The sequence below is a fragment of the Streptomyces coacervatus genome, from assembly GCF_029223485.1.
GTDB classification, from domain to species: Bacteria; Actinomycetota; Actinomycetes; order Streptomycetales; family Streptomycetaceae; genus Streptomyces; species Streptomyces coacervatus.
Window position 1 is genome coordinate 101,388 of sequence record NZ_JARHTP010000008.1, and the last position, 17,995, is coordinate 119,382.

Sequence of the window (17,995 nt, forward strand, 5' to 3'; positions counted from 1 at the left end):
ACGGGGGTCGCCATGAGGCAGCTCGACGCCTGGAAGCGGAACACCATCCGGTTCGTGTGCGGGCGGCGCTCCAAGTGGCTGGTCGTGGCCCTGTGGCTGGTGGTCCTGGTGATCGCGGCACCGTTCGGGTCGAAGCTGAACAGCGCCCAGGACAACGACGCCCAGTCCTGGCTGCCCGGCTCCGCCGAATCCACCCAGGTCCTCGACATCTCCGAGCACTTCAGGCCGGAGCAGATCCCCGGCGTCGTCATTTACGCACGCGCGAGCGGACTCACCGCGCAGGACCGGCAGCAGATCGCCCAGGACGTCCGGCAGATCAAGGCGCTGCGGGCACACGGCGTCCGCGGGGCCGAGACACAAGGCCCCGTTTTCGACCGGCAGTCCGCGCCGCGCGCCGCCCAGATCTATGTGCCGATCACCATGAACGCGCAGGGCTGGCAGCGCATCGCGCCCGCCGTCGACTCCATCCGCGACCAGGTGGGCAGGGGCGGCGGTGGACTCGCGGTGCACATCACCGGTCCCGGCGGCACATCGGCGGACTTCTCCAAGGCCTTCGAGGGCATCGACACGACGCTGCTGTTCTCCGCGATGACCGTCGTGATCGTGATGCTGCTGCTGACGTTCCGCAGTCCGACGCTGCTGTTCGTGCCGCTGCTGGGTGTGGTGGCGGCGCTGTTCACCGCGCAGGCGCTGATCTATGTCCTCGCCAAACACGCCGGTCTGACGGTCAACGGGCAGAGCGCCGGGATCCTCACGGTGCTCGTCTTCGGCGCGGGCACGGACTACGCCCTGCTGCTGGTCGCCCGCTACCGGGAGGAGCTGCGCCGGCACGAGGACCGCCACGAGGCGATGGCGCTGGCCATGAATCGCGCGGGACCGGCGGTCCTCGCCTCCGGTCTGACGGTCGTCCTGAGCATGCTGGTGCTGCTGGCCGCCGAGATGAACTCGACGCGCGGCCTCGGCCCGGTGGCGGCCATCGGCGTGACCATCGCCCTGCTGGCCATGCTCACGCTCTTCCCGGCCCTGCTGCTGATCTTCGGCCGCTGGATCTTCTGGCCGGCGGTTCCGCACTTCGGGTCCGCCGATCCGACAGAGGGGGGCCTGTGGGCCCGTATGGGCCGCCGTATCGCGCGCCGTCCCCGTCTTGTCTGGGGCGCCACGGCCGTGGCGCTGGTGGCTCTGTCCCTGGGCCTCTTCCAGCTGCGTGCGGCGGGGATCGCCAACGCGGACGCCTTCACCAACACTCCGGACTCGATCGTCGGGCAGAAGGTGTCGGCGCGTTACTTCCCGGCGGGCACCGGCGATCCGCTCGTCATCGTCTCCAACAAGGCGCAGGCCACCCAGGTGGGCCGCGCGGTCGCCGCCGACCGAGGTGTCGTACCGACGAGCATCGGCGTACCGCCCGGCACCGCGCCCGAGCACAACGGACAGGTGCTGTTCGAGGCCACGATGCGCGCCCCGGCCGACAGCGACGCGGCCAAGGCGACCGTGCAGCGGGTGCGCGACGCGGTGCACGCCGTGCCCGGCGCGGACGCCCGGGTGGGCGGCGGCACGGCCGCCCTGCTGGACATGGAGAACGCCCAGACCCACGACAACTACCTGGTCATCCCGCTCGTCCTGACCGTCGTCCTGCTCGTGCTCGGCGTGCTGCTACGGGCCCTGGTGGCGCCGCTGCTGCTGATCGGGACCGTCGTGCTGTCCCTGGCCACGGCACTCGGCCTGAGCGCCCTCGCCTTCCGGCACGTCTTCGACTACGCAGGCGAGGACGTGGCCTTCCCGCTGTTCGTCTTCGTGTTCCTGGTGGCCCTGGGCATCGACTACAACATCTTCCTGACGACCCGCATCCGCGAGGAGGCCATGCGTCAGGGCACCCGACCCGGTGTGGTGACGGGCCTCGCCACGACCGGCGCGGTGATCACCTCGGCCGGACTGGTCCTCGCGGGCACGTTCGCCGCCCTGGGCACCCTGCCGATGGTGGGCTTCGCGGAGATCGGCTTCGCGGTCGCGCTCGGCGTCCTGCTGGACACGTTCGTCGTGCGTTCCGTGCTGGTCACCTCCCTCTTCCTCGATGTGGGGAAGAAGGTGTGGTGGCCGCACCACCTGGCGCACGAGGACGGGGAGTCCCACCCCCACGAAGCGGTCGGCGCGAGGGTCAGCCAGTCCTCCGAATGAGCGCCAGATACATGGCGTCGGTCCCGTGCAGATGCGGCCACAGCTGTACGTCGGGACCGTCACCGAGGTCCGGTACACCCGGCAACAGCGGGCGCGCGTCGATCAGTTCGGCGTCCGGGTGCTGCTTGAGCAGGTCGTTCACGACGGCCCTGGTCTCCGCCAGGTGCGGCGAGCAGGTGGCGTAGCCGACGACACCGCCGACCCGTACGGCGTCCAGCGCGGTGCGCAGCAGTGCGCGCTGCAGCGGCCCGAATCCGTCCAGGTCCTCGGGACGGCGCCGCCAGCGCGCCTCGGGCCGCCGCCGCAGCGCGCCGAGCCCGGTGCAGGGCACGTCCATCAGCACCCGGTCGAAGGAGCCGGGCCGCCACGGCGGGCGGGTCCCGTCCGCGGCGATGACCTGGTAGGGCCCGGGGTTGCCGTGCAGCGCCTTCGCCACCAGGCCGGCCCGGTGCGGCTGCTTCTCCGAGGCGAGCAGCATCGCTCCCCGCTCGGCGGCCAGGGCACCGAGCAGCGCCGCCTTCCCGCCGGGTCCGGCACACCCGTCGAGCCACTTCTCGTCCGGCCCGTCCAGGGGAGCGTTGGCGAGCGCCAGCGCCACGAGCTGGCTGCCCTCGTCCTGCACGCCCGCGCGGCCGTCCCGCACGGCCTCGATCGCACCGGGCTCGCCGCCTTCGGTGAGCCGCACGGCATACGGCGACCAGCGCCCCGCGACCGCGGCCTCCTCCCGGAGCAACTCCTCGGTCGTGGCCCGCCCGGGCCGCGCCACCAGGGTCACCTCTGGCCGCTCGTTGTCGGCCTCCAGCAGCTGCTCGATGCCGGCCCGGCCGCCGCCGAGGGAGTCCCACAGCGCGGAGACGACCCAGCGCGGGTGCGAGTGCACAACGGCCAGGTGATCCTCGGGGTCCTCGTCGTAGGGCGGCGCGACGCGCTCGATCCAGGTGTCGAGGTCGTCCTGCGCGACCTTCCGCAGCACGGCGTTGACGAACTTGGCCCGCCCGTCACCGAGCACGACCCGGGCGAGCTCGACGGAGGCGGACACGGCGGCATGGGTCGGGATCCGCGTCCCGAGCAACTGATGCACACCGAGGCTCAGCACATCCAGCACAGGCGGATCGACCTCACGCAACGGCCGATCGACACAAGCCGCGATGACGGCGTCGTACGTCCCCTGCCGCCGCAGCGTCCCGTACACCAGCTCGGTCGCGAGCGCCGCGTCCCGCCCGTCGAACTTGTCGGGCCCCTCCTTCTCCCGCGCCTTGCGCAGCAGCGGCGGCAGAACGAGGTTGGCATACGCGTCCCGCTCGTCCACGGCCCTGAGTGCCTCGAAGGCAAGGATGCGGACGGGGTCCTTCTTGGGCCGCCGGTGGGGCTTGCCGGGCTTGCGGGGCCGGGAGGTGTCGCTCACGAAAAAAGTGCTCCGGATGTCTGAATGGGATACGCCCCAAGGGTACGTCCCGCCCGTCCCCCCGCCACCCGCCGGGCATCTCCCCTCTTCTACCCGCCGAGCGTCTCCCCGTCCGCGATCCGCACCCCGCGGGCCCAGTCCGCCGCCCGCATCGGCTTCTTGCCCTGGGCCTGCACCCAGAGCAGCTCGACGGCGTGCGAACCGGTGCCGGCGTGGACGCTGTTCTTGCCTACGGACAGCTGCGCCGGCGCGAGGTCGGTCCGCTCCGGCACGGGCGTGACATGGATGAGCTTGAGCCGCTCGCCGCGGAAGGTGGTCCAGGCGCCGGGCGCCGGGGTGCAGCCGCGCACCACCCGGTCGACCCGCAGCGCCGGGGTGGCCCAGTCGATATGGGCGTCCTCGACGGTGATCTTCGGGGCGAGGGTGACGCCCTCGTTCGGCTGCGGTACGGCCTTCAGCGTGCCGTCCTCGATGCCGTCCATGGTCGCAGCGAGCAGCCCGGCGCCGGCGAAGGCGAGCCGGGTCAGCAGGTCGCCGCTGGTGTCGGTGTGCCGGATCTCCTCGGTGACGGTGCCGTAGACGGGCCCGGAGTCGAGCCCTTCCTCGATGAGGAAGGTGGAAGCCCCCGTGATCTCGTCCCCCGCCATGATCGAGTGCTGCACAGGCGCAGCCCCCCGCCACGCGGGCAGCAGCGAGAAGTGCAGGTTGACCCAGCCGTGGGCGGGGACGTCGAGGGCGACGCGGGGCAGCAGGGCGCCGTAGGCGACGACGGGACAGCAGTCGGGGCCGATCTCCCGCAGCCGCTCGAGGAACTCGGGGTCCCGCGGCCGGTTCGGCCTCAGCACCTCGATCCCGGCCTCCTGAGCCCGCTGCGCCACGGGCGACGCGACCAGCCTGCGCCCCCGCCCGGCCGGCGCGTCGGGCCGCGTGACGACGGCGGCCACCTCGTGCCGCCCGGAGGCGATGAGAGCGTCCAGAGCAGGAACGGCGACCTCGGGGGTACCGGCGAAGACGAGCTTCATGGGTGGGCGGGGCCTCTCGGGCGGGGGCTGTTGTGGCAACGCACAAGTCTATGACCACGCCCGGAAAGCTCCACGCCTACGCCCGCAATGACACCGAGGAGGGCAGGCCGAGGCGCAAACCCGCACCGTGGGGGGCGTACGCATATGCCCCTACGCCCCCAGACCGTGACCCCCGAAGCAAAAACACGTTGGTCAAGAAAGAGTTGACCACAACGGGCCGCAAATCGCGCGGCCCGGATCCTTTTCAACGCCGGTTCGAGAGGCTTGTTCATGGCCGACCACGCAACCCACGACGCCCAGGCTCGGGCCAGCCTGCACTTGCTGGTGCGGGACATCGAGCGGGTCCGCCGGCAGGTGGACGCACTTCGCACGCTCACCGCGCAGCTGGGCAATGTCTACCGCCCGCGCCGCTCCGGCCCCTCAACGGGCTTCGTCGTGTACGGACGCGCTCCCGCCCCGACGGTCCGTCTCGCGCAGGAGCTGCGGGACAGTGTCGAGACCCTGGTCACGGCCGCGGTCGACTTCGACCGCTCCCTCGGCTTCTCGTGGGACGCGGTGGGTTCCGCGCTGGGGGTCACCAAGCAGGCGGTCCACCGACGTTACGGTGCCCGTCGCGCCGCGGCCCAGGCGGCCGCCGAGACCGAGCGCGCCACCGAGCCGGCGGGCGCCCGGACCGTCAGCGTGAACACCGGCATCCCGACGGTGCCCACGGTCCCCGCCGCCCGCTCCATGCCGACCCAGCCGACGGCCGGCAGCCCATCCCTCCGCGACGAGGCCAGGCCCACCGCCTTCCCCGGCCCGCGCAACGGCTGAGCCACGTTCCCCCTTCCTGCCCTCCCGGACGGACCCGGGAGGGCACACGTACGTTGGGGGAGGCCTCGGGGAACAGGTCGGGGCACGCTTTCGGGAACAGGTCGGGACGCTCCGTCGGGAACAGGTTGGGACGCTCGGTCGGGAACACACTGGACGCCCCCTCGGGAGCACACTGGGATGCGACTCCGGGAACACACTGGGATACGGCTTCGGAAGCGCACTGGGATACGGCTTCGGGAACACGTCGGGCTGCGACTTGGGGGACACGTCGGGATGCGCCTCCGGGCGCAGGTCAGGATGCGCCTCCGGGCAGCGGCCCACCCTGACCCCAGGCGAGCAGCCTCACCCGCTGCCCGGCGATCCCACCACGGTGGGGTGGTCCCACCCGCTGCCCGGCGGCCTCACCCGACATCCCGCAGTCTCGCCCAACGCCCGCTTCGCCCCATGCCCAACGGCCCCACCCGACACCAGCCGCACCCCCAACCGAGCCGGGCAGCCTCGCCCGCTGCCCGACGGCCTCACCGAAGTCACGGGGTTTCACCCGCTGTTCGACCGCGCTCGACACCCGACCGCCTCACTCGACGTCCGACGGCCCCACCGACACCCGACGGCCCGCCGGACCAGCCAACCGCCTTACCCGAACACCCAACCGCCTCACCCGATATCAGGCGGATCGATCCGCACCCGAACCAAGACCTCTCCAGCCCCCCGCGCCATCCGCGCCGCCTGCGCAGCCTTCAGCGCCGACGCCAGTGCGGCCCCACGTCCCGGCGGCACGCGGACGAGCGCTCGCTCCCAGTGCTCCCCGGGAGGCGGCGCCCCCACCCGCCGCGGCCGCCCGACCGTCGTGACCGGCAACGGCACGGGCCCCAACACCTCGGCCTCCCCCGGCAGTTCGACCGTCTGCAGGAACTCCGCAATCGCCTCCCCCGTGCCCGACACGGCCGCCATCCGCGACACGGGCGGAAAGCCCAGCTCGGCCCGCTCGGCGAGCTCCCGCACCGCATGTCCGACGGGATCCCACCGCACCAGCGCCTGCACGGGCCGCAGGGTCGGCTCGGCGACGACGACCACGGTGCCGCCGGCACCCTGCGGCCGGACGAGCGCGGCGGCCGCGATCCACCGCCGCAGCGCGTCCTCGCCGGCGCGCAGATCGGGCCGCCCGAGCATCGCCCAACCGTCCAGCAGCAGCGCCGCCGCATAGCCGCCCTCGGCGACGGGCTCGGCCCCCGGCGTGCTCACGACCAGCGCGGGCGCGCCCGGCACGGTGTCCAGCACATGCTCACGCCCCGAGGTCCGCACCGGAACGGCGGGAAACGCCCGCCCCAGCTCCTCGGCGGTCCGCCGCGCCCCCACGACCTGCGCCCGCAACCGGAACCCGCCACACTCCGGGCAGTGCCAGCCGCTCTCGTCCCGCCCGCACCACCCGCACCGCAGCGCGGTCCCCGATTCCTGCCCCTCCAACGGCCCGGAGCAGTGCCGACACCGGGCGGGCGCCCGGCAGTTGGCGCATGCCATCCGGGGGACGTAACCCCGCCGCGGCACCTGAACGAGCACCGGCCCGTGCCGCAGCCCCTCCCTGACGGCCTGCCAGGCGAGGGTCGGCAGCCGGGCGGCCCGGGCGGCCTCGTCCCGCGCGAGATCCTGGTCCCCGACGGTCCGTATGAGCGGGGCGACGGCGCGCACCTGTTCCCGCCCGGCGACGAGCGGTCGGGCCCAGCCGGTCTCGACCAGCTGAGCCGCCTCGACGGTGCAGCTCCAACTGCCCAGCAGGAACCCGCACTTGTCCAGGGCGGCCCGCAGCAGCAGCACTTCCCTCGCGTGCGGCTGGGGCGCGTGCTGCTCGCTGTGACTGTCGTCCCCGTCGTCCCAGATGGCGACGAGCCCCAGATCCTGGACGGGCGCGAACATGGCGGCCCGCGTCCCGATCACGGCCCGCACGGCTCCCCGCCGCACCGCCAGCCACTCCCGGTACCGCTTCTCGGGCCCTGCGTCGGCGGTGAGCACCGCATGCCGCCCCTCCCCCAGCAGCGCGGTCAGTGCGGCGTCGACCCGCGCGACCGCCCGCCCGTCCGGCAGCACGACGAGCGCACCGCGCCCGGAGACCAACGTCGCCGCCACGGCCCGCGCGAGCTCGTCACTCCACTCGGGCCCGGGCAGCGCATTCCACACCGCACGCGGCGCACCTCCCGCCGCCAGCGACTCCAGAAACGCGGCCCCCCGCTCATACCGCGCCCAGGACCCCGCCTCAGGTATACCCGGCGGCGGCAAGGCCTCGGGCGAGGGCCGCTGCTCGGCCCGCGCACTGCGCGGCGGCACGGCGAGCTGAAGCACATCGGCCAGACTCCCCGCGTACCGATCGGCCACGGCCCGGGCGAGTCCCAGCAGCTCCTCGCTCAACACCCGCTCGGGCGAAACCACCTGGGCAAGCGCGGCCAGCGGCCCGGAGTAGTCGGACTCGGCAAGCCTCTCGACAAGAAACCCGTCGATCAGCCCGCCACCCTCACGCCGCCCTTCCCGCACCCGATGCCGCCCGGCCCCGAACCGCACCCGTACCCGCACCCCGGGCTGAGCCTCGGCATCAAGTTCCTCGGGCACCGCATAGTCGAAGTACCGATCAAGATGCAGCACCCCCTTGTCGACCAACACCCTGGCAACAGGCAACTCCTTGGCCAGCGCGGCCCCCCGCCAGGTACGCGGCTTGGCCCGCGGCACCTCGGCTTTGCGCACACTCTCCCGGATCAGCGCAAGCTGCTCGGGCGGCGCACCCTCCGCCCCGCCGCCCGACCGCCCGTTCTCGCTGCTCACACTTGCATTCTTACAAAACCCACTGACAACGCCGCTGCCCGAGATCACCCCGGGCGCGGATCACTGACGCCATACGGGGCTGCTGCCTTGGGCCACCCGGCCATACCGGTCCAGAACCGGCAGCAGGATGCGAACCTGCGAGGGGTCAACCCGGAAGTACCCACTCCCACCGCACCGGGCGGCGACGTCGCTCCCGAAATCCAGTCGGCATCGGCACATGTACATGATTCACCGCCCGACCATGGGGCGAACTCCACCGAAGTAACCGAAGCTCTCACACCGGGAGATCACCAGCGTACGAATCCGCAAGTCCGCCCCGCCAGCCATTTCCGTGATCGTTTCAGCCGCCGACTTCGAGCCATGCTTGCCGGTGCCTTCCGGCTCGGTATCAGAACTGGAAACAGGAAACTCCGCCGCCCGCCTTGCTCGAGCCGTTCACCCGTCCGACGCTGATGTGACCGGACGGCCTGAGAACAGGGGCGTCGGTCTAAGGGGGGTCAGGTGCTGGAACAGCCACCTGTGTTCGGCGCGGAGTTACGGCGCCTACGTATCGCGGCCGGACTCACACTGGCGCAGCTCGCGTCCTCAGTGCACTACAGCAAAGGGCAGCTGAGCAAGATCGAGACGGGTCAGAAGCGCCCCTCGCCCGAACTGGCCCGCCTGTGCGACGCCGCACTCGACGCACGTGGCGCTCTGGCCGCCCTGGCTCCCGCACGGCCGCAGAGGACCTGCGCAGGGGCCGTGCCTCACATCGACGAAGTACCCCAAGGACCCACGAGGGTCCCGAGATCTCCATCACGTCGACAGGTGATCGCGGTGGGAGCTGCCGCGGTTCTGGCGGTCGGGCCCACCGATGACGTGATGGCGGCCGGCACCCGACCCCCCGGCTCACCGGCGTTCGGCAACACGGCCCCCGGTGAGCCGCTGTTGAGCACCTACCGCGCTCTGTTGGACCAGTACCGCCGCCTCGGCCAGATGTCACCCCCGAGCGCCGTGCTTCCGGTCATGACCGAGCAGACGCATGCGCTGCGTGCCCTCGCGGTACGGACAGGCTCCCGGCCCGGCCATGAACTGTTCGCCCTGGCCGCGCGATTCGCCGAGTACACGGGCTGGCTGTTCCAGGAGGCGGGCGACGAGAGCGCCGCGCTGGGCTGGACCGCGCACGCCGTAGACCTGGCCGAGGCCTCCGGCGACCACGATCTGGCGTCGTACGCGCTGGTGCGCCGAGCGCTCATCGCGTACTACGGCGGAGAGGCCGAAGACACCGTGGCTCTGGCCGAGGGAGCACGCTCCGACCGCCTCCCTCCCCGCATTCGAGGACTTGCCGCCCAACGCGAGGCGCAGGGCCACGCCCTCGCGGGTGACCACGACGCCTGCATGCGCGGCCTGGACCGAGCGCGCACGCTCCTCTCCAAGGATGCCGGCCCAAGCCCCGCAGCCCCGGTCCTGGGCACGACCCACCTCATCGACCCCGTCACGATGATCACGGGCTGGTCCCTGGTCGACCTCGGCAGGCCACGCGCGGCATCCGAGATCCTCGACCGCGAGTGCGCTCGACTGCCCACCGACGCCTGGCGCACCCGGGCCCGCTACGGCGTCCGCAGGGCCCTGGCACACGGACTCGCCGGAGAGATCGACCACGCCTGCACCCTCACCGAACGCCTGCTCCCACTCACGGTGAATGTGTCCTCCGCAACCGTCGCAAGGGACCTGCGACGCCTGTCGCGCACGCTGTCCCGCCATCCCCGCAACCGGTCCTACCTGGCCATCGCTCCACACCTCGCAGCAGCCCTCGCCCCGGTTCCCTGAGCCGCGGGTTCCACGTTCCGGTCCCGCACCTTCCGACAGAGAGGCCGATTCGCCATGCCCGACGTCTTCATCAACTACCGCACCGGTGACGGCGATTACCTCGCCACGATCCTCGACCGGGAGCTCAGTCATCGCTTCGGCCCCGCCGCGGGCTTCCGGGCCAGCAAGTCGATCAAGCCCGGACAGAAGTTCGCCCCGGAACTACTCCGCGGAGTACGCCGATCCAGTGTCCTGCTCGCCGTCATCGGCCCCGGATGGGCCGCATCGCCCGCTCTGCGTAATGAGGAGGACTGGGTACGCAGGGAAATTCTGGAGGCCTTCGACTGCGGCATTCCCGTCATTCCCATCCTCAGCGGTCGCAGGATGGAACGCCTCCGCGGTGAGGACCTCCCCGCCCCGCTGGCCCAGCTGGCCGAGATCCAATCCCTACGCTACGACAACCAGAACGCCCCGGTCGATCTCGATCGCATCGTCGCCGAACTGGTCGAACTCGTACCGGAGTTGGCGCCATCAGGCCAGCGCGAGCGTGGCGCCGCGGTCAGCCAGCCGGGAAGCGTCCACAACGAGGTCACGGGCGGGACCCAGGGCCCGGTGTTCCAGGGCCGCGACTTCACTGGTGACGTGGGCGGCACGGTGATCAAGAACAACAGCGGCCCGATCCACGCCGGCAAGGGCGACCAGAACAACCATCATTACACCCACGCGCCGAAGCTCCCGGACGACGGACGATGAGCGACTCGTTCGATACGACGGTCACGGGCGCGCAGTCCGTCTTCGCCGGAAGCGGAACACAGAACAACTACTTCAACGTCGAGGACACCTCCATACCGGAGAGCACACGCCCCTTGGCCCTCGACCACCTGGCGTGGCTGAGGCAACGGTTCGTCGAACCCAAGGGGTTCCAGCAAGCTCTCGATGTCCTTGACCAGACCAACACCGTACTGGTGGACGGCGATCCCGGGAGCGGGAGAAACGCAACCGCCCGCATGCTGTTGTACCGCTGTTCCGAACAGCAAGGGGAACTGCACGAGTTCCTACCGGAGGACACTGCGGGCAACCCGCTCCTCGATCGCAGCCAGATCGACTCCGGTCAGCGCCTGTTGCTCGATCTTTCCGCCAAGAGCAGCGCCGAGTGGGCGGCGCTCCATCACCAGCTGCCCGCCTTCCACGACACCGTGCGCAAGCAGGGCGCCCGCCTGGCCGTCGTACTGCCCCACGTGGTCCCGAAGACGATTCACCCCGAACTCGGACCACACCTGGTTTCCATCACCCGGCCGAGCGCGGGTGTCGTACTACGGCGGGGGCTGCACCGGGAACTACCGCCGGATTCCATGGATCCATGGCCACAGGAGCTGGATCACTACCTCAGCGGAGATCCGCCACTGCTCGACGTCGCCCAACTGTGCCGTCTCATCGCCGAAGCACATCGCGCGGACCGCACAGCGAACTTCGCCATGTGGTGCACGACCGCGCTGGCGGCCGTCAACCGGCTCCCCGAAGACGTCGCCGCTCACGTGGTCGCTCTCGCCGACAGCAGGCAGAAGGCTCTGCTGCTCACCACCGCCATGCTGGACGAGTCCCGCTCGGACGCCGTGTACGACGTCTGCGAGGCTCTGCTCCGGACGGTGCGGCTCCCCGCCGACGAACGCCCTCTGCTGGAGAGAGAAGACCTCTCGCAACGCTTCCGCGAGATCAAGGCCGCACCGGACGTGAACGGCCGGGTGCGCTTCACGGCACTGGACTACGCCCAGGCCGTGCGCACCCACTTCTGGAATCACATGCCAGGCCTTCGCCCCAGACTGCTGAGCTGGGTGAGCAGAAGCGTCTCGCTGGACTCGCTCACCGACCGGGACCGCGCCGCTCTGACCGCGCACCTGACCGAACAGATTCTCCGCACCGGACAATTCGACGACCTTTTGCCGCTCATCAGGGCATGGATCCGGCGCCCGGGAACCGGCACACGGCTGGCCGCCGGTCAAGCACTCGCCGACGGCGTCCGACATCCGGTTCACGGCCGCGAAGTCCGTGCCCGGCTCTACCAATGGTCGCGGAACGCTTCCCTCACCGATGAACTGGCCCAAGTCCTCATCGACGTCTGCGCAGGCCCGCTCGGCGAGCGTTATCCCGACCAGGCCATGGTGCGGCTCCATCATCTGGCACGGCAGACTCGTCACCGCCCAGGAGCCGAGCAGCGACTGGTTGAGCTGTCGCTGCGCGATCACCATCTGCGGCGCCGGATGCTGTACCGCTTGGCGGACTATCTCCCACAAGGCCCACGCGACGCAGACGCCAGGCTGTTCGTCCTTCTCACCGACCCTGTAGCCCTCACTGAAGCCGGGCCTCGTCCCCTTGCTCTGCTCGACCAGTCCGGCGTTCGCGACGCGGTGACGACAGGGTGGAGCGCCCTCCTCCACGCAGGGCAGCCCTCGACGTGGAGCCGCCACCTCAACACCTGGCTGACCGCCGCGGAAGAGCCGGAGGACGGACGGCGGGACCAACTGCTCGACGTCCTCGTCGCCGCTTGCCGGGGACATCCGAGCGCCCTGGGGCGCCTCTACGCCCTGGCCGTGCGCCATCCCGTGGAGCCCGTCCTGCTCCGCAAGATCGATGCGGCGCAGGGCATTCGCTCGTTCCGCCCGTCCCGCTGAACCACCCATCGCCTCCAGGAGCTGTCACATGCACTCCGGTCACAGGACGATGACGGCCTTCCTCACCGTCATCCTCGGGCTGTTGCTCGTCATCATCGGCTTGATCTTCGACTGGCCTTTGTGGGCCTGGCCGATCGTGGCCGGAGCCCTGCTCGTCGGGGCTGCCGCGTCATTGGTCGTCACACACCGGCGCAAGCCCTACATCCCTCCTGAACGCCTGCTCGAACCCGACGTTCAGCCCGTCGAGCGGTGGGAGCGCATGATCAAGCAGGTCAGCTTGCCCAGCCTCGAAGAGGACTACGACTTCCAGTTCTCGGCCACCGTTCGATGGCGCCCGCTGGATGCTCCGGCCAACGCTCCTGTAGTCAACCCGGGCGGTCTCGCGATCGAAGCGATCCTCGACCGTGTACGGCACATCACACGGCAAGCTCCACCCCACCGCAGTTCACTGACCGAGCACCATTTGAACGGCGCGCTGGCCACCATGCTCCCGGACCCCAGCAACCGGGTGGTCGCCATGGCGGAGAACGTGCAGCTCAGCCTGAGCGACTCCGATCGTGACCGATTGGAGAAACTCGCCACGGTGCGCAAGGACGAAGCCGTGTGGGAGCACGAACGGAAGTGGGAGCAGAACAGGCGCGCCTACTTGAGTGGCGATGTCCTCAAGACGCCTGGCAGTGCCGTCGTCTGGTGGCTGGCCAAGAACGACGAACGGGTCGACAAAACGGTGTCCGATATCGGGCTGCTGGCCGAGCTGTCCTCAGCGGCCAACAACATCCCCGTGCCGGAGGACTTCCACCGCTTCGTGCCCGGTCTGGCGGCACTGAGGGTGCCCGGGACAGCGGTCCGCGAGGAGGCGCGGATGGGACCTCGAACGCCGGACGAGTACGTGGAGGAGCTCCTCCAGGGCACAGGGTTGGACGAAGACGATCCGCGGCGTGAGCTCTTCATCAAGCGCATCGCCGACGCGGCACGAGGAGCGGGGCTGCATGAAGTCGCCGAGGTGCTGGAGCGCCGTCGCGATGCGTTCGCGTCCACGGACCCTGCGTATGAGCCCTCGCCCGACCACGACGACTTCGGGAATCCACCGTTCGACGAGGGACAGGACGAGTTCCCCCCGCCCTCCCAGGACGAGTCGCCCGGATGAGAAACGCCGAGGCCCGGCCCCCCGAAGGGAACCGGGCCTCGCAGTGCAATGCGGGACTTACAGCCCCGCCGCCCTCCGAAGCGCCTCCACCCGGTCCGTCTTCTCCCAGGTGAACTCGGGGAGTTCGCGGCCGAAGTGGCCGTACGCCGCGGTCTGGGCGTAGATCGGGCGGAGCAGGTCGAGGTCGCGGATGATCGCGGCCGGGCGGAGGTCGAAGACCTCGTCGATGGCCTTCTCGATCTTCTCGGTCTCGACCTTGGCGGTGCCGAAGGTCTCGACGAACAGGCCGACGGGCTCGGCCTTGCCGATGGCGTACGCGACCTGGACCTCGCAGCGGGAGGCGAGGCCGGCGGCGACCACGTTCTTGGCCACCCAGCGCATCGCGTACGCGGCGGAGCGGTCGACCTTGGACGGGTCCTTGCCGGAGAAGGCGCCGCCGCCGTGGCGGGCCATGCCGCCGTACGTGTCGATGATGATCTTGCGGCCGGTGAGGCCGGCGTCGCCCATCGGGCCGCCGATCTCGAAGCGGCCGGTGGGGTTGACCAGGAGGCGGTAGCTGTCCGTGTCCAGCTTGATGCCGTCGTCCAGGAGCGCCTTCAGCTCCGCCTCGACGACGAACTCCCGGATGTCGGGCGCCAGCAGCGACTCCAGGTCGATGTCCGAGGCGTGCTGCGAGGAGACGACCACGGTGTCGAGGCGGACGGCCTTGTCGCCGTCGTACTCGATGGTGACCTGCGTCTTGCCGTCGGGGCGCAGGTAGGGGATGGTGCCGTTCTTGCGGACCTCGGAGAGGCGCTTCGCCAGACGGTGCGCCAGGAAGATCGGCAGCGGCATGAGGGTGGGCGTCTCGTCGGTCGCGTAGCCGAACATCAGGCCCTGGTCGCCGGCGCCCTGGCGGTCCAGCTCGTCCTCGTCGCCCTCGACCCGGGACTCGTACGCAGTGTCGACGCCCTGCGCGATGTCCGGGGACTGTGCGCCGATGGAGACCGAGACGCCGCAGGAGGCGCCGTCGAAGCCCTTCTTCGAGGAGTCGTAGCCGATCTCGAGGATCTTGTTGCGGACGAGGGTCGCGATGTCCGCGTAGGTCTTGGTGGTGACCTCTCCGGCCACATGCACGAGGCCGGTGGTGATCAGGGTCTCGACCGCGACCCGGGAGGTCGGGTCCTCGCGCAGAAGCGCGTCGAGAATGGTGTCGCTGATCTGGTCAGCGATCTTGTCGGGGTGACCCTCGGTCACGGACTCCGAGGTGAAAAGGCGACGGGACACAACGCTCCCTGGGGTTGCAGCGGCTGCTGGCTGATCATTGGCGGACGGGCTCGGGGGCTGCGCCCGGCCTCGTCCGAGAACAGTTTATCGGTCGTGCTCCGCGGACGGCCCCCCTGTCTCGCCTCTCGGGAGTGCTGTGACCTGCGGCACGCGCATTCTGCCCAATTCCGAGCGGCCTTGACCAGGGGCGCCACACCCCTGTGGCAGAGGTTTGAGGGGACTGAGAAGCGAATGAAACATTCAGCCGAGGCGCTCCGCCACCAGGTCCCAGACAGTTTCGGCCAAATGTTCCTTCGGGCCGTGCGAGACGGGGGTCTCGGTGCCGTCGGCGCCCAGCACGACCGCCTCGTTCTCCTCGGAGCCGAAGGTCTTGCGCTCCCCCACCTCGTTCACGACGAGGAGGTCACAGCCCTTGCGCTCCAGCTTGGTGCGGCCATTGGCCAGGACGTCGTCGGTCTCGGCGGCAAAGCCGACGATCACCTGACCGGGCCGGGCGCGCTCCGCCGAGATCTCCGCGAGGATGTCCGGATTCCGCACCAGCACGATGGGCTCCGGGTCCTGGCCGTCCTTCTTCTTGATCTTTCCGGCCGCGTATGTCTGCGGCCGGAAGTCCGCCACCGCCGCGGCCATGACGACGGCGTCGGCGTCCGGAGCCGCCTTCAGCACCGCCTCGCGCAGCTGCACGGCCGTACCGACCTGGACGACGTCCACGCCCGCCGGGTCCGGCAGGCCGGTGTTCGCGGCGATGAGCGTGACGCGGGCGCCGCGCGCGGCGGCGGTGCGGGCGAGCGCGTAGCCCTGCTTGCCGGAGGAGCGGTTGCCGAGGAAGCGCACCGGGTCGAGGGGCTCGCGGGTGCCGCCGGCGCTGACGACGACGTGCCGGCCCTTGAGGTCCGGCTCGGTGATGCCCCGGGACAGCACACGGCGGCAGATCGCGTAGATCTCCGTCGGGTCGGGCAGGCGGCCCTTGCCGGTGTCGACGCCGGTCAGACGGCCGACGGCCGGTTCGATGACGATGGCGCCGTGGCGGCGCAGCGTCGCCACGTTCTCCTGGGTGGCCGGGTGCTCCCACATCTCCGTGTGCATGGCGGGTGCGAAGACGACCGGGCAGCGGGCGGTCAGGAGCGTGTTCGTGAGCAGGTCGTCGGCCAGGCCGTGGGCGGCCTTCGCGAGGATGTCCGCGGTCGCGGGGGCGACGACGACCAGGTCGGCGTGCTGCCCGATGCGGACGTGCGGGACCTCGTGGACATCGTCCCAGACCTCGGTGGAGACGGGGTTGCCGGAGAGGGCGGACCAAGTGGCGGCGCCGACGAAGTGCAGCGCGGAGGCGGTCGGCACGACGCGTACGTCATGGCCGGACTCGGTCAGCCTCCGCAGCAGCTCACAGGCCTTGTAGGCGGCGATGCCGCCGCTGACCCCCAGCACGACCTTCGGCTTGTCCACCGTCTCTCCCCGGTTCGGCAACGTACGAGTCCCTCAACGACTCCATCACACACCACAGGCCCGACAGTCGCGCTGTCGGGCCTGTGGAAAAACCAACTGCAATACGAAAGTACTACTGCGCCGGACCCTCGATGGCCTCGGACGTCAGCAGACCCGCATTGATCTCGCGCAGGGCGATCGAGAGGGGCTTCTCGTGGACGTGGGTGTCCACAAGCGGACCGACGTACTCGAGGAGGCCCTCGCCGAGCTGCGAGTAGTACGCGTTGATCTGGCGGGCACGCTTGGCCGCGTAGATCACGAGGCTGTACTTCGAGTCGGTGGCCTCGAGGAGCTCGTCGATCGGCGGGTTGATGATGCCCTCGGGCGCGGAGATGGAAGAGGACACGCTCTACCTTCCGATGGATGGGAAAAGATCGGTCGCGATCACATCACGTGTGATCACAGAACATCCATCAAGGCTAGCAGCTCGCGAGCCACGTCCTCGACGGAGGTGTTGACCAAGGTCACGTCGAACTCCGGCTCGGCCGCCAGCTCGATCTTCGCCGCATCGAGACGGCGCTCGATCACCTCGGGCGGCTCGGTCCCCCGCCCGGTGAGCCTGCGCACCAGCTCCTCCCAGGAGGGCGGAGCCAGGAACACCAGCTGAGCCTCCGGCATGGTCTCGCGGACCTGCCGGGCACCCTGGAGGTCGATCTCCAGGAGGACCGGCACGCCGGCCTCCAGGTGCTCCAGCACGGCCGCACGCGGCGTGCCGTAGCGGTTGCCTGCGAACTCGGCCCACTCCAGCAGTTCGCCGTTGGCGATCAGCTTGTCCATCTCCTCGTCGGTGACGAAGAAGTAGTGGACTCCATGCTTCTCGCCGGGGCGCGGCCCGCGGGTCGTCGCCGACACCGAGAGCCAGACCTCGGGGTGTTCCTTGCGCATATGGGCGACGACCGTGCTCTTGCCGACCCCGGAGGGGCCGGAGAGCACGGTCAGCCGCGGACGTACGTCCGGGGGCTCGGGGGTCGTCCCCCGGAATGTTGCAGCCATGCAGCGATTATTCCAGCAATCCCGGAGTGCCCGGGACTCCCGGTCCGGAGTACCCGGACTCAGGAGCCGGTGCTGCCGAACTCACGCTCCAGGGAAGCGATCTGGTTGGAACCGAGCCCGCGCACACGGCGGCTCTCGGAGATTCCCAGACGCTCCATGATCTGCTTGGCGCGGACCTTGCCCACGCCCGGCAGGGACTCGAGCAGGGCGGAGACCTTCATCTTGCCGATGACGTCGTTCTCCTGGCCCTGCTTGATGACCTCGTGCAGGGAGGCGCCGGAGTGCTTGAGTCGATTCTTGACCTCGGCCCGCTCCCGGCGAGCCGCGGCGGCCTTTTCGAGCGCGGCTGCGCGCTGTTCAGGGGTAAGGGGCGGAAGAGCCACGCCTACGTCACCTCGGATGTCGAACTGTCGGATACGGACCGGTGAGG

The 17,995-nt window shown here is 70.4% G+C and carries 14 protein-coding genes; 6 read left to right on the forward strand and 8 right to left on the reverse strand.

Annotation, left to right across the window (positions count from 1 at the left end):
- The first annotated feature begins 12 nt into the window (after positions 1 to 12).
- Positions 13 to 2,172 (forward strand): MMPL family transporter, encoded by a 2,160-nt coding sequence (locus P2Q00_RS20770; protein ID WP_275774121.1) that lies wholly within the window; start codon positions 13 to 15, stop codon positions 2,170 to 2,172.
- Here the strand turns inward: P2Q00_RS20770 and P2Q00_RS20775 are convergent.
- Both P2Q00_RS20775 and fmt read right to left on the reverse strand, forming a co-directional pair.
- Entirely contained in the window at positions 2,153 to 3,577 is a 1,425-nt protein-coding gene (locus P2Q00_RS20775) for an RsmB/NOP family class I SAM-dependent RNA methyltransferase (protein ID WP_275774122.1), read from the reverse strand. The genes P2Q00_RS20770 and P2Q00_RS20775 overlap by 20 nt on opposite strands.
- Positions 3,578 to 3,666: 89 nt before the next feature.
- Positions 3,667 to 4,599, reverse strand: a complete 933-nt coding sequence (gene fmt, locus P2Q00_RS20780) for a methionyl-tRNA formyltransferase (RefSeq protein ID WP_275774123.1) — start codon at positions 4,597 to 4,599, stop codon at positions 3,667 to 3,669.
- A gap of 270 nt (positions 4,600 to 4,869) precedes the next feature.
- On the opposite strand from fmt, the gene P2Q00_RS20785 reads away from it, so the two are divergent.
- On the forward strand, positions 4,870 to 5,412 hold the full coding sequence (locus P2Q00_RS20785) for a hypothetical protein (RefSeq protein ID WP_275774124.1): 543 nt from the start codon (positions 4,870 to 4,872) through the stop codon (positions 5,410 to 5,412).
- A gap of 654 nt (positions 5,413 to 6,066) precedes the next feature.
- On the opposite strand, the gene P2Q00_RS20790 is transcribed toward P2Q00_RS20785, so the two are convergent.
- On the reverse strand, positions 6,067 to 8,220 hold the full coding sequence (locus tag P2Q00_RS20790; protein ID WP_275774125.1) for a primosomal protein N': 2,154 nt from the start codon (positions 8,218 to 8,220) through the stop codon (positions 6,067 to 6,069).
- Between the two features lie 519 nt (positions 8,221 to 8,739).
- Between P2Q00_RS20790 and P2Q00_RS20795 the strand changes: the two genes are divergently transcribed.
- Genes P2Q00_RS20795 through P2Q00_RS20810 form a run of 4 tightly spaced genes read left to right on the forward strand, consistent with a single transcriptional unit; the run spans position 8,740 to position 13,824 of the window.
- On the forward strand, positions 8,740 to 10,029 hold the full coding sequence (locus tag P2Q00_RS20795; RefSeq protein ID WP_500692082.1) for a helix-turn-helix domain-containing protein: 1,290 nt from the start codon (positions 8,740 to 8,742) through the stop codon (positions 10,027 to 10,029).
- Between the two features lie 54 nt (positions 10,030 to 10,083).
- Entirely contained in the window at positions 10,084 to 10,761 is a 678-nt protein-coding gene (locus P2Q00_RS20800; protein WP_275774126.1) for a toll/interleukin-1 receptor domain-containing protein, read from the forward strand.
- The gene (locus P2Q00_RS20805; RefSeq protein ID WP_275774127.1) at positions 10,758 to 12,677 is read left to right on the forward strand and encodes an nSTAND3 domain-containing NTPase; all 1,920 of its coding nucleotides are present in this window, start codon (positions 10,758 to 10,760) and stop codon (positions 12,675 to 12,677) included. Before P2Q00_RS20800 ends, P2Q00_RS20805 begins: the two co-directional genes overlap by 4 nt.
- A gap of 28 nt (positions 12,678 to 12,705) precedes the next feature.
- A complete protein-coding gene (locus tag P2Q00_RS20810; protein ID WP_275774128.1) occupies positions 12,706 to 13,824 on the forward strand; it encodes a hypothetical protein in 1,119 nt (372 codons plus the stop codon).
- Positions 13,825 to 13,881: 57 nt separating this feature from the next.
- On the opposite strand, the gene metK is transcribed toward P2Q00_RS20810, so the two are convergent.
- From metK to P2Q00_RS20835, 5 genes are all read right to left on the reverse strand, one after another.
- Entirely contained in the window at positions 13,882 to 15,090 is a 1,209-nt protein-coding gene (gene metK / locus P2Q00_RS20815; protein WP_275774129.1) for a methionine adenosyltransferase, read from the reverse strand.
- A gap of 240 nt (positions 15,091 to 15,330) precedes the next feature.
- Positions 15,331 to 16,533 (reverse strand): bifunctional phosphopantothenoylcysteine decarboxylase/phosphopantothenate--cysteine ligase CoaBC, encoded by a 1,203-nt coding sequence (coaBC, locus tag P2Q00_RS20820; protein WP_275774130.1) that lies wholly within the window; start codon positions 16,531 to 16,533, stop codon positions 15,331 to 15,333.
- Between the two features lie 112 nt (positions 16,534 to 16,645).
- Positions 16,646 to 16,918 (reverse strand): DNA-directed RNA polymerase subunit omega, encoded by a 273-nt coding sequence (rpoZ, locus tag P2Q00_RS20825; protein ID WP_003977348.1) that lies wholly within the window; start codon positions 16,916 to 16,918, stop codon positions 16,646 to 16,648.
- 53 nt (positions 16,919 to 16,971) lie between these two features.
- Complete coding sequence (gene gmk, locus P2Q00_RS20830) at positions 16,972 to 17,565, reverse strand: guanylate kinase (protein ID WP_275774131.1); 594 nt, start codon at positions 17,563 to 17,565, stop codon at positions 16,972 to 16,974.
- A gap of 59 nt (positions 17,566 to 17,624) precedes the next feature.
- Positions 17,625 to 17,948, reverse strand: a complete 324-nt coding sequence (locus P2Q00_RS20835) for an integration host factor (RefSeq protein WP_003977346.1) — start codon at positions 17,946 to 17,948, stop codon at positions 17,625 to 17,627.
- Between the last annotated feature and the right edge of the window lie 47 nt (positions 17,949 to 17,995).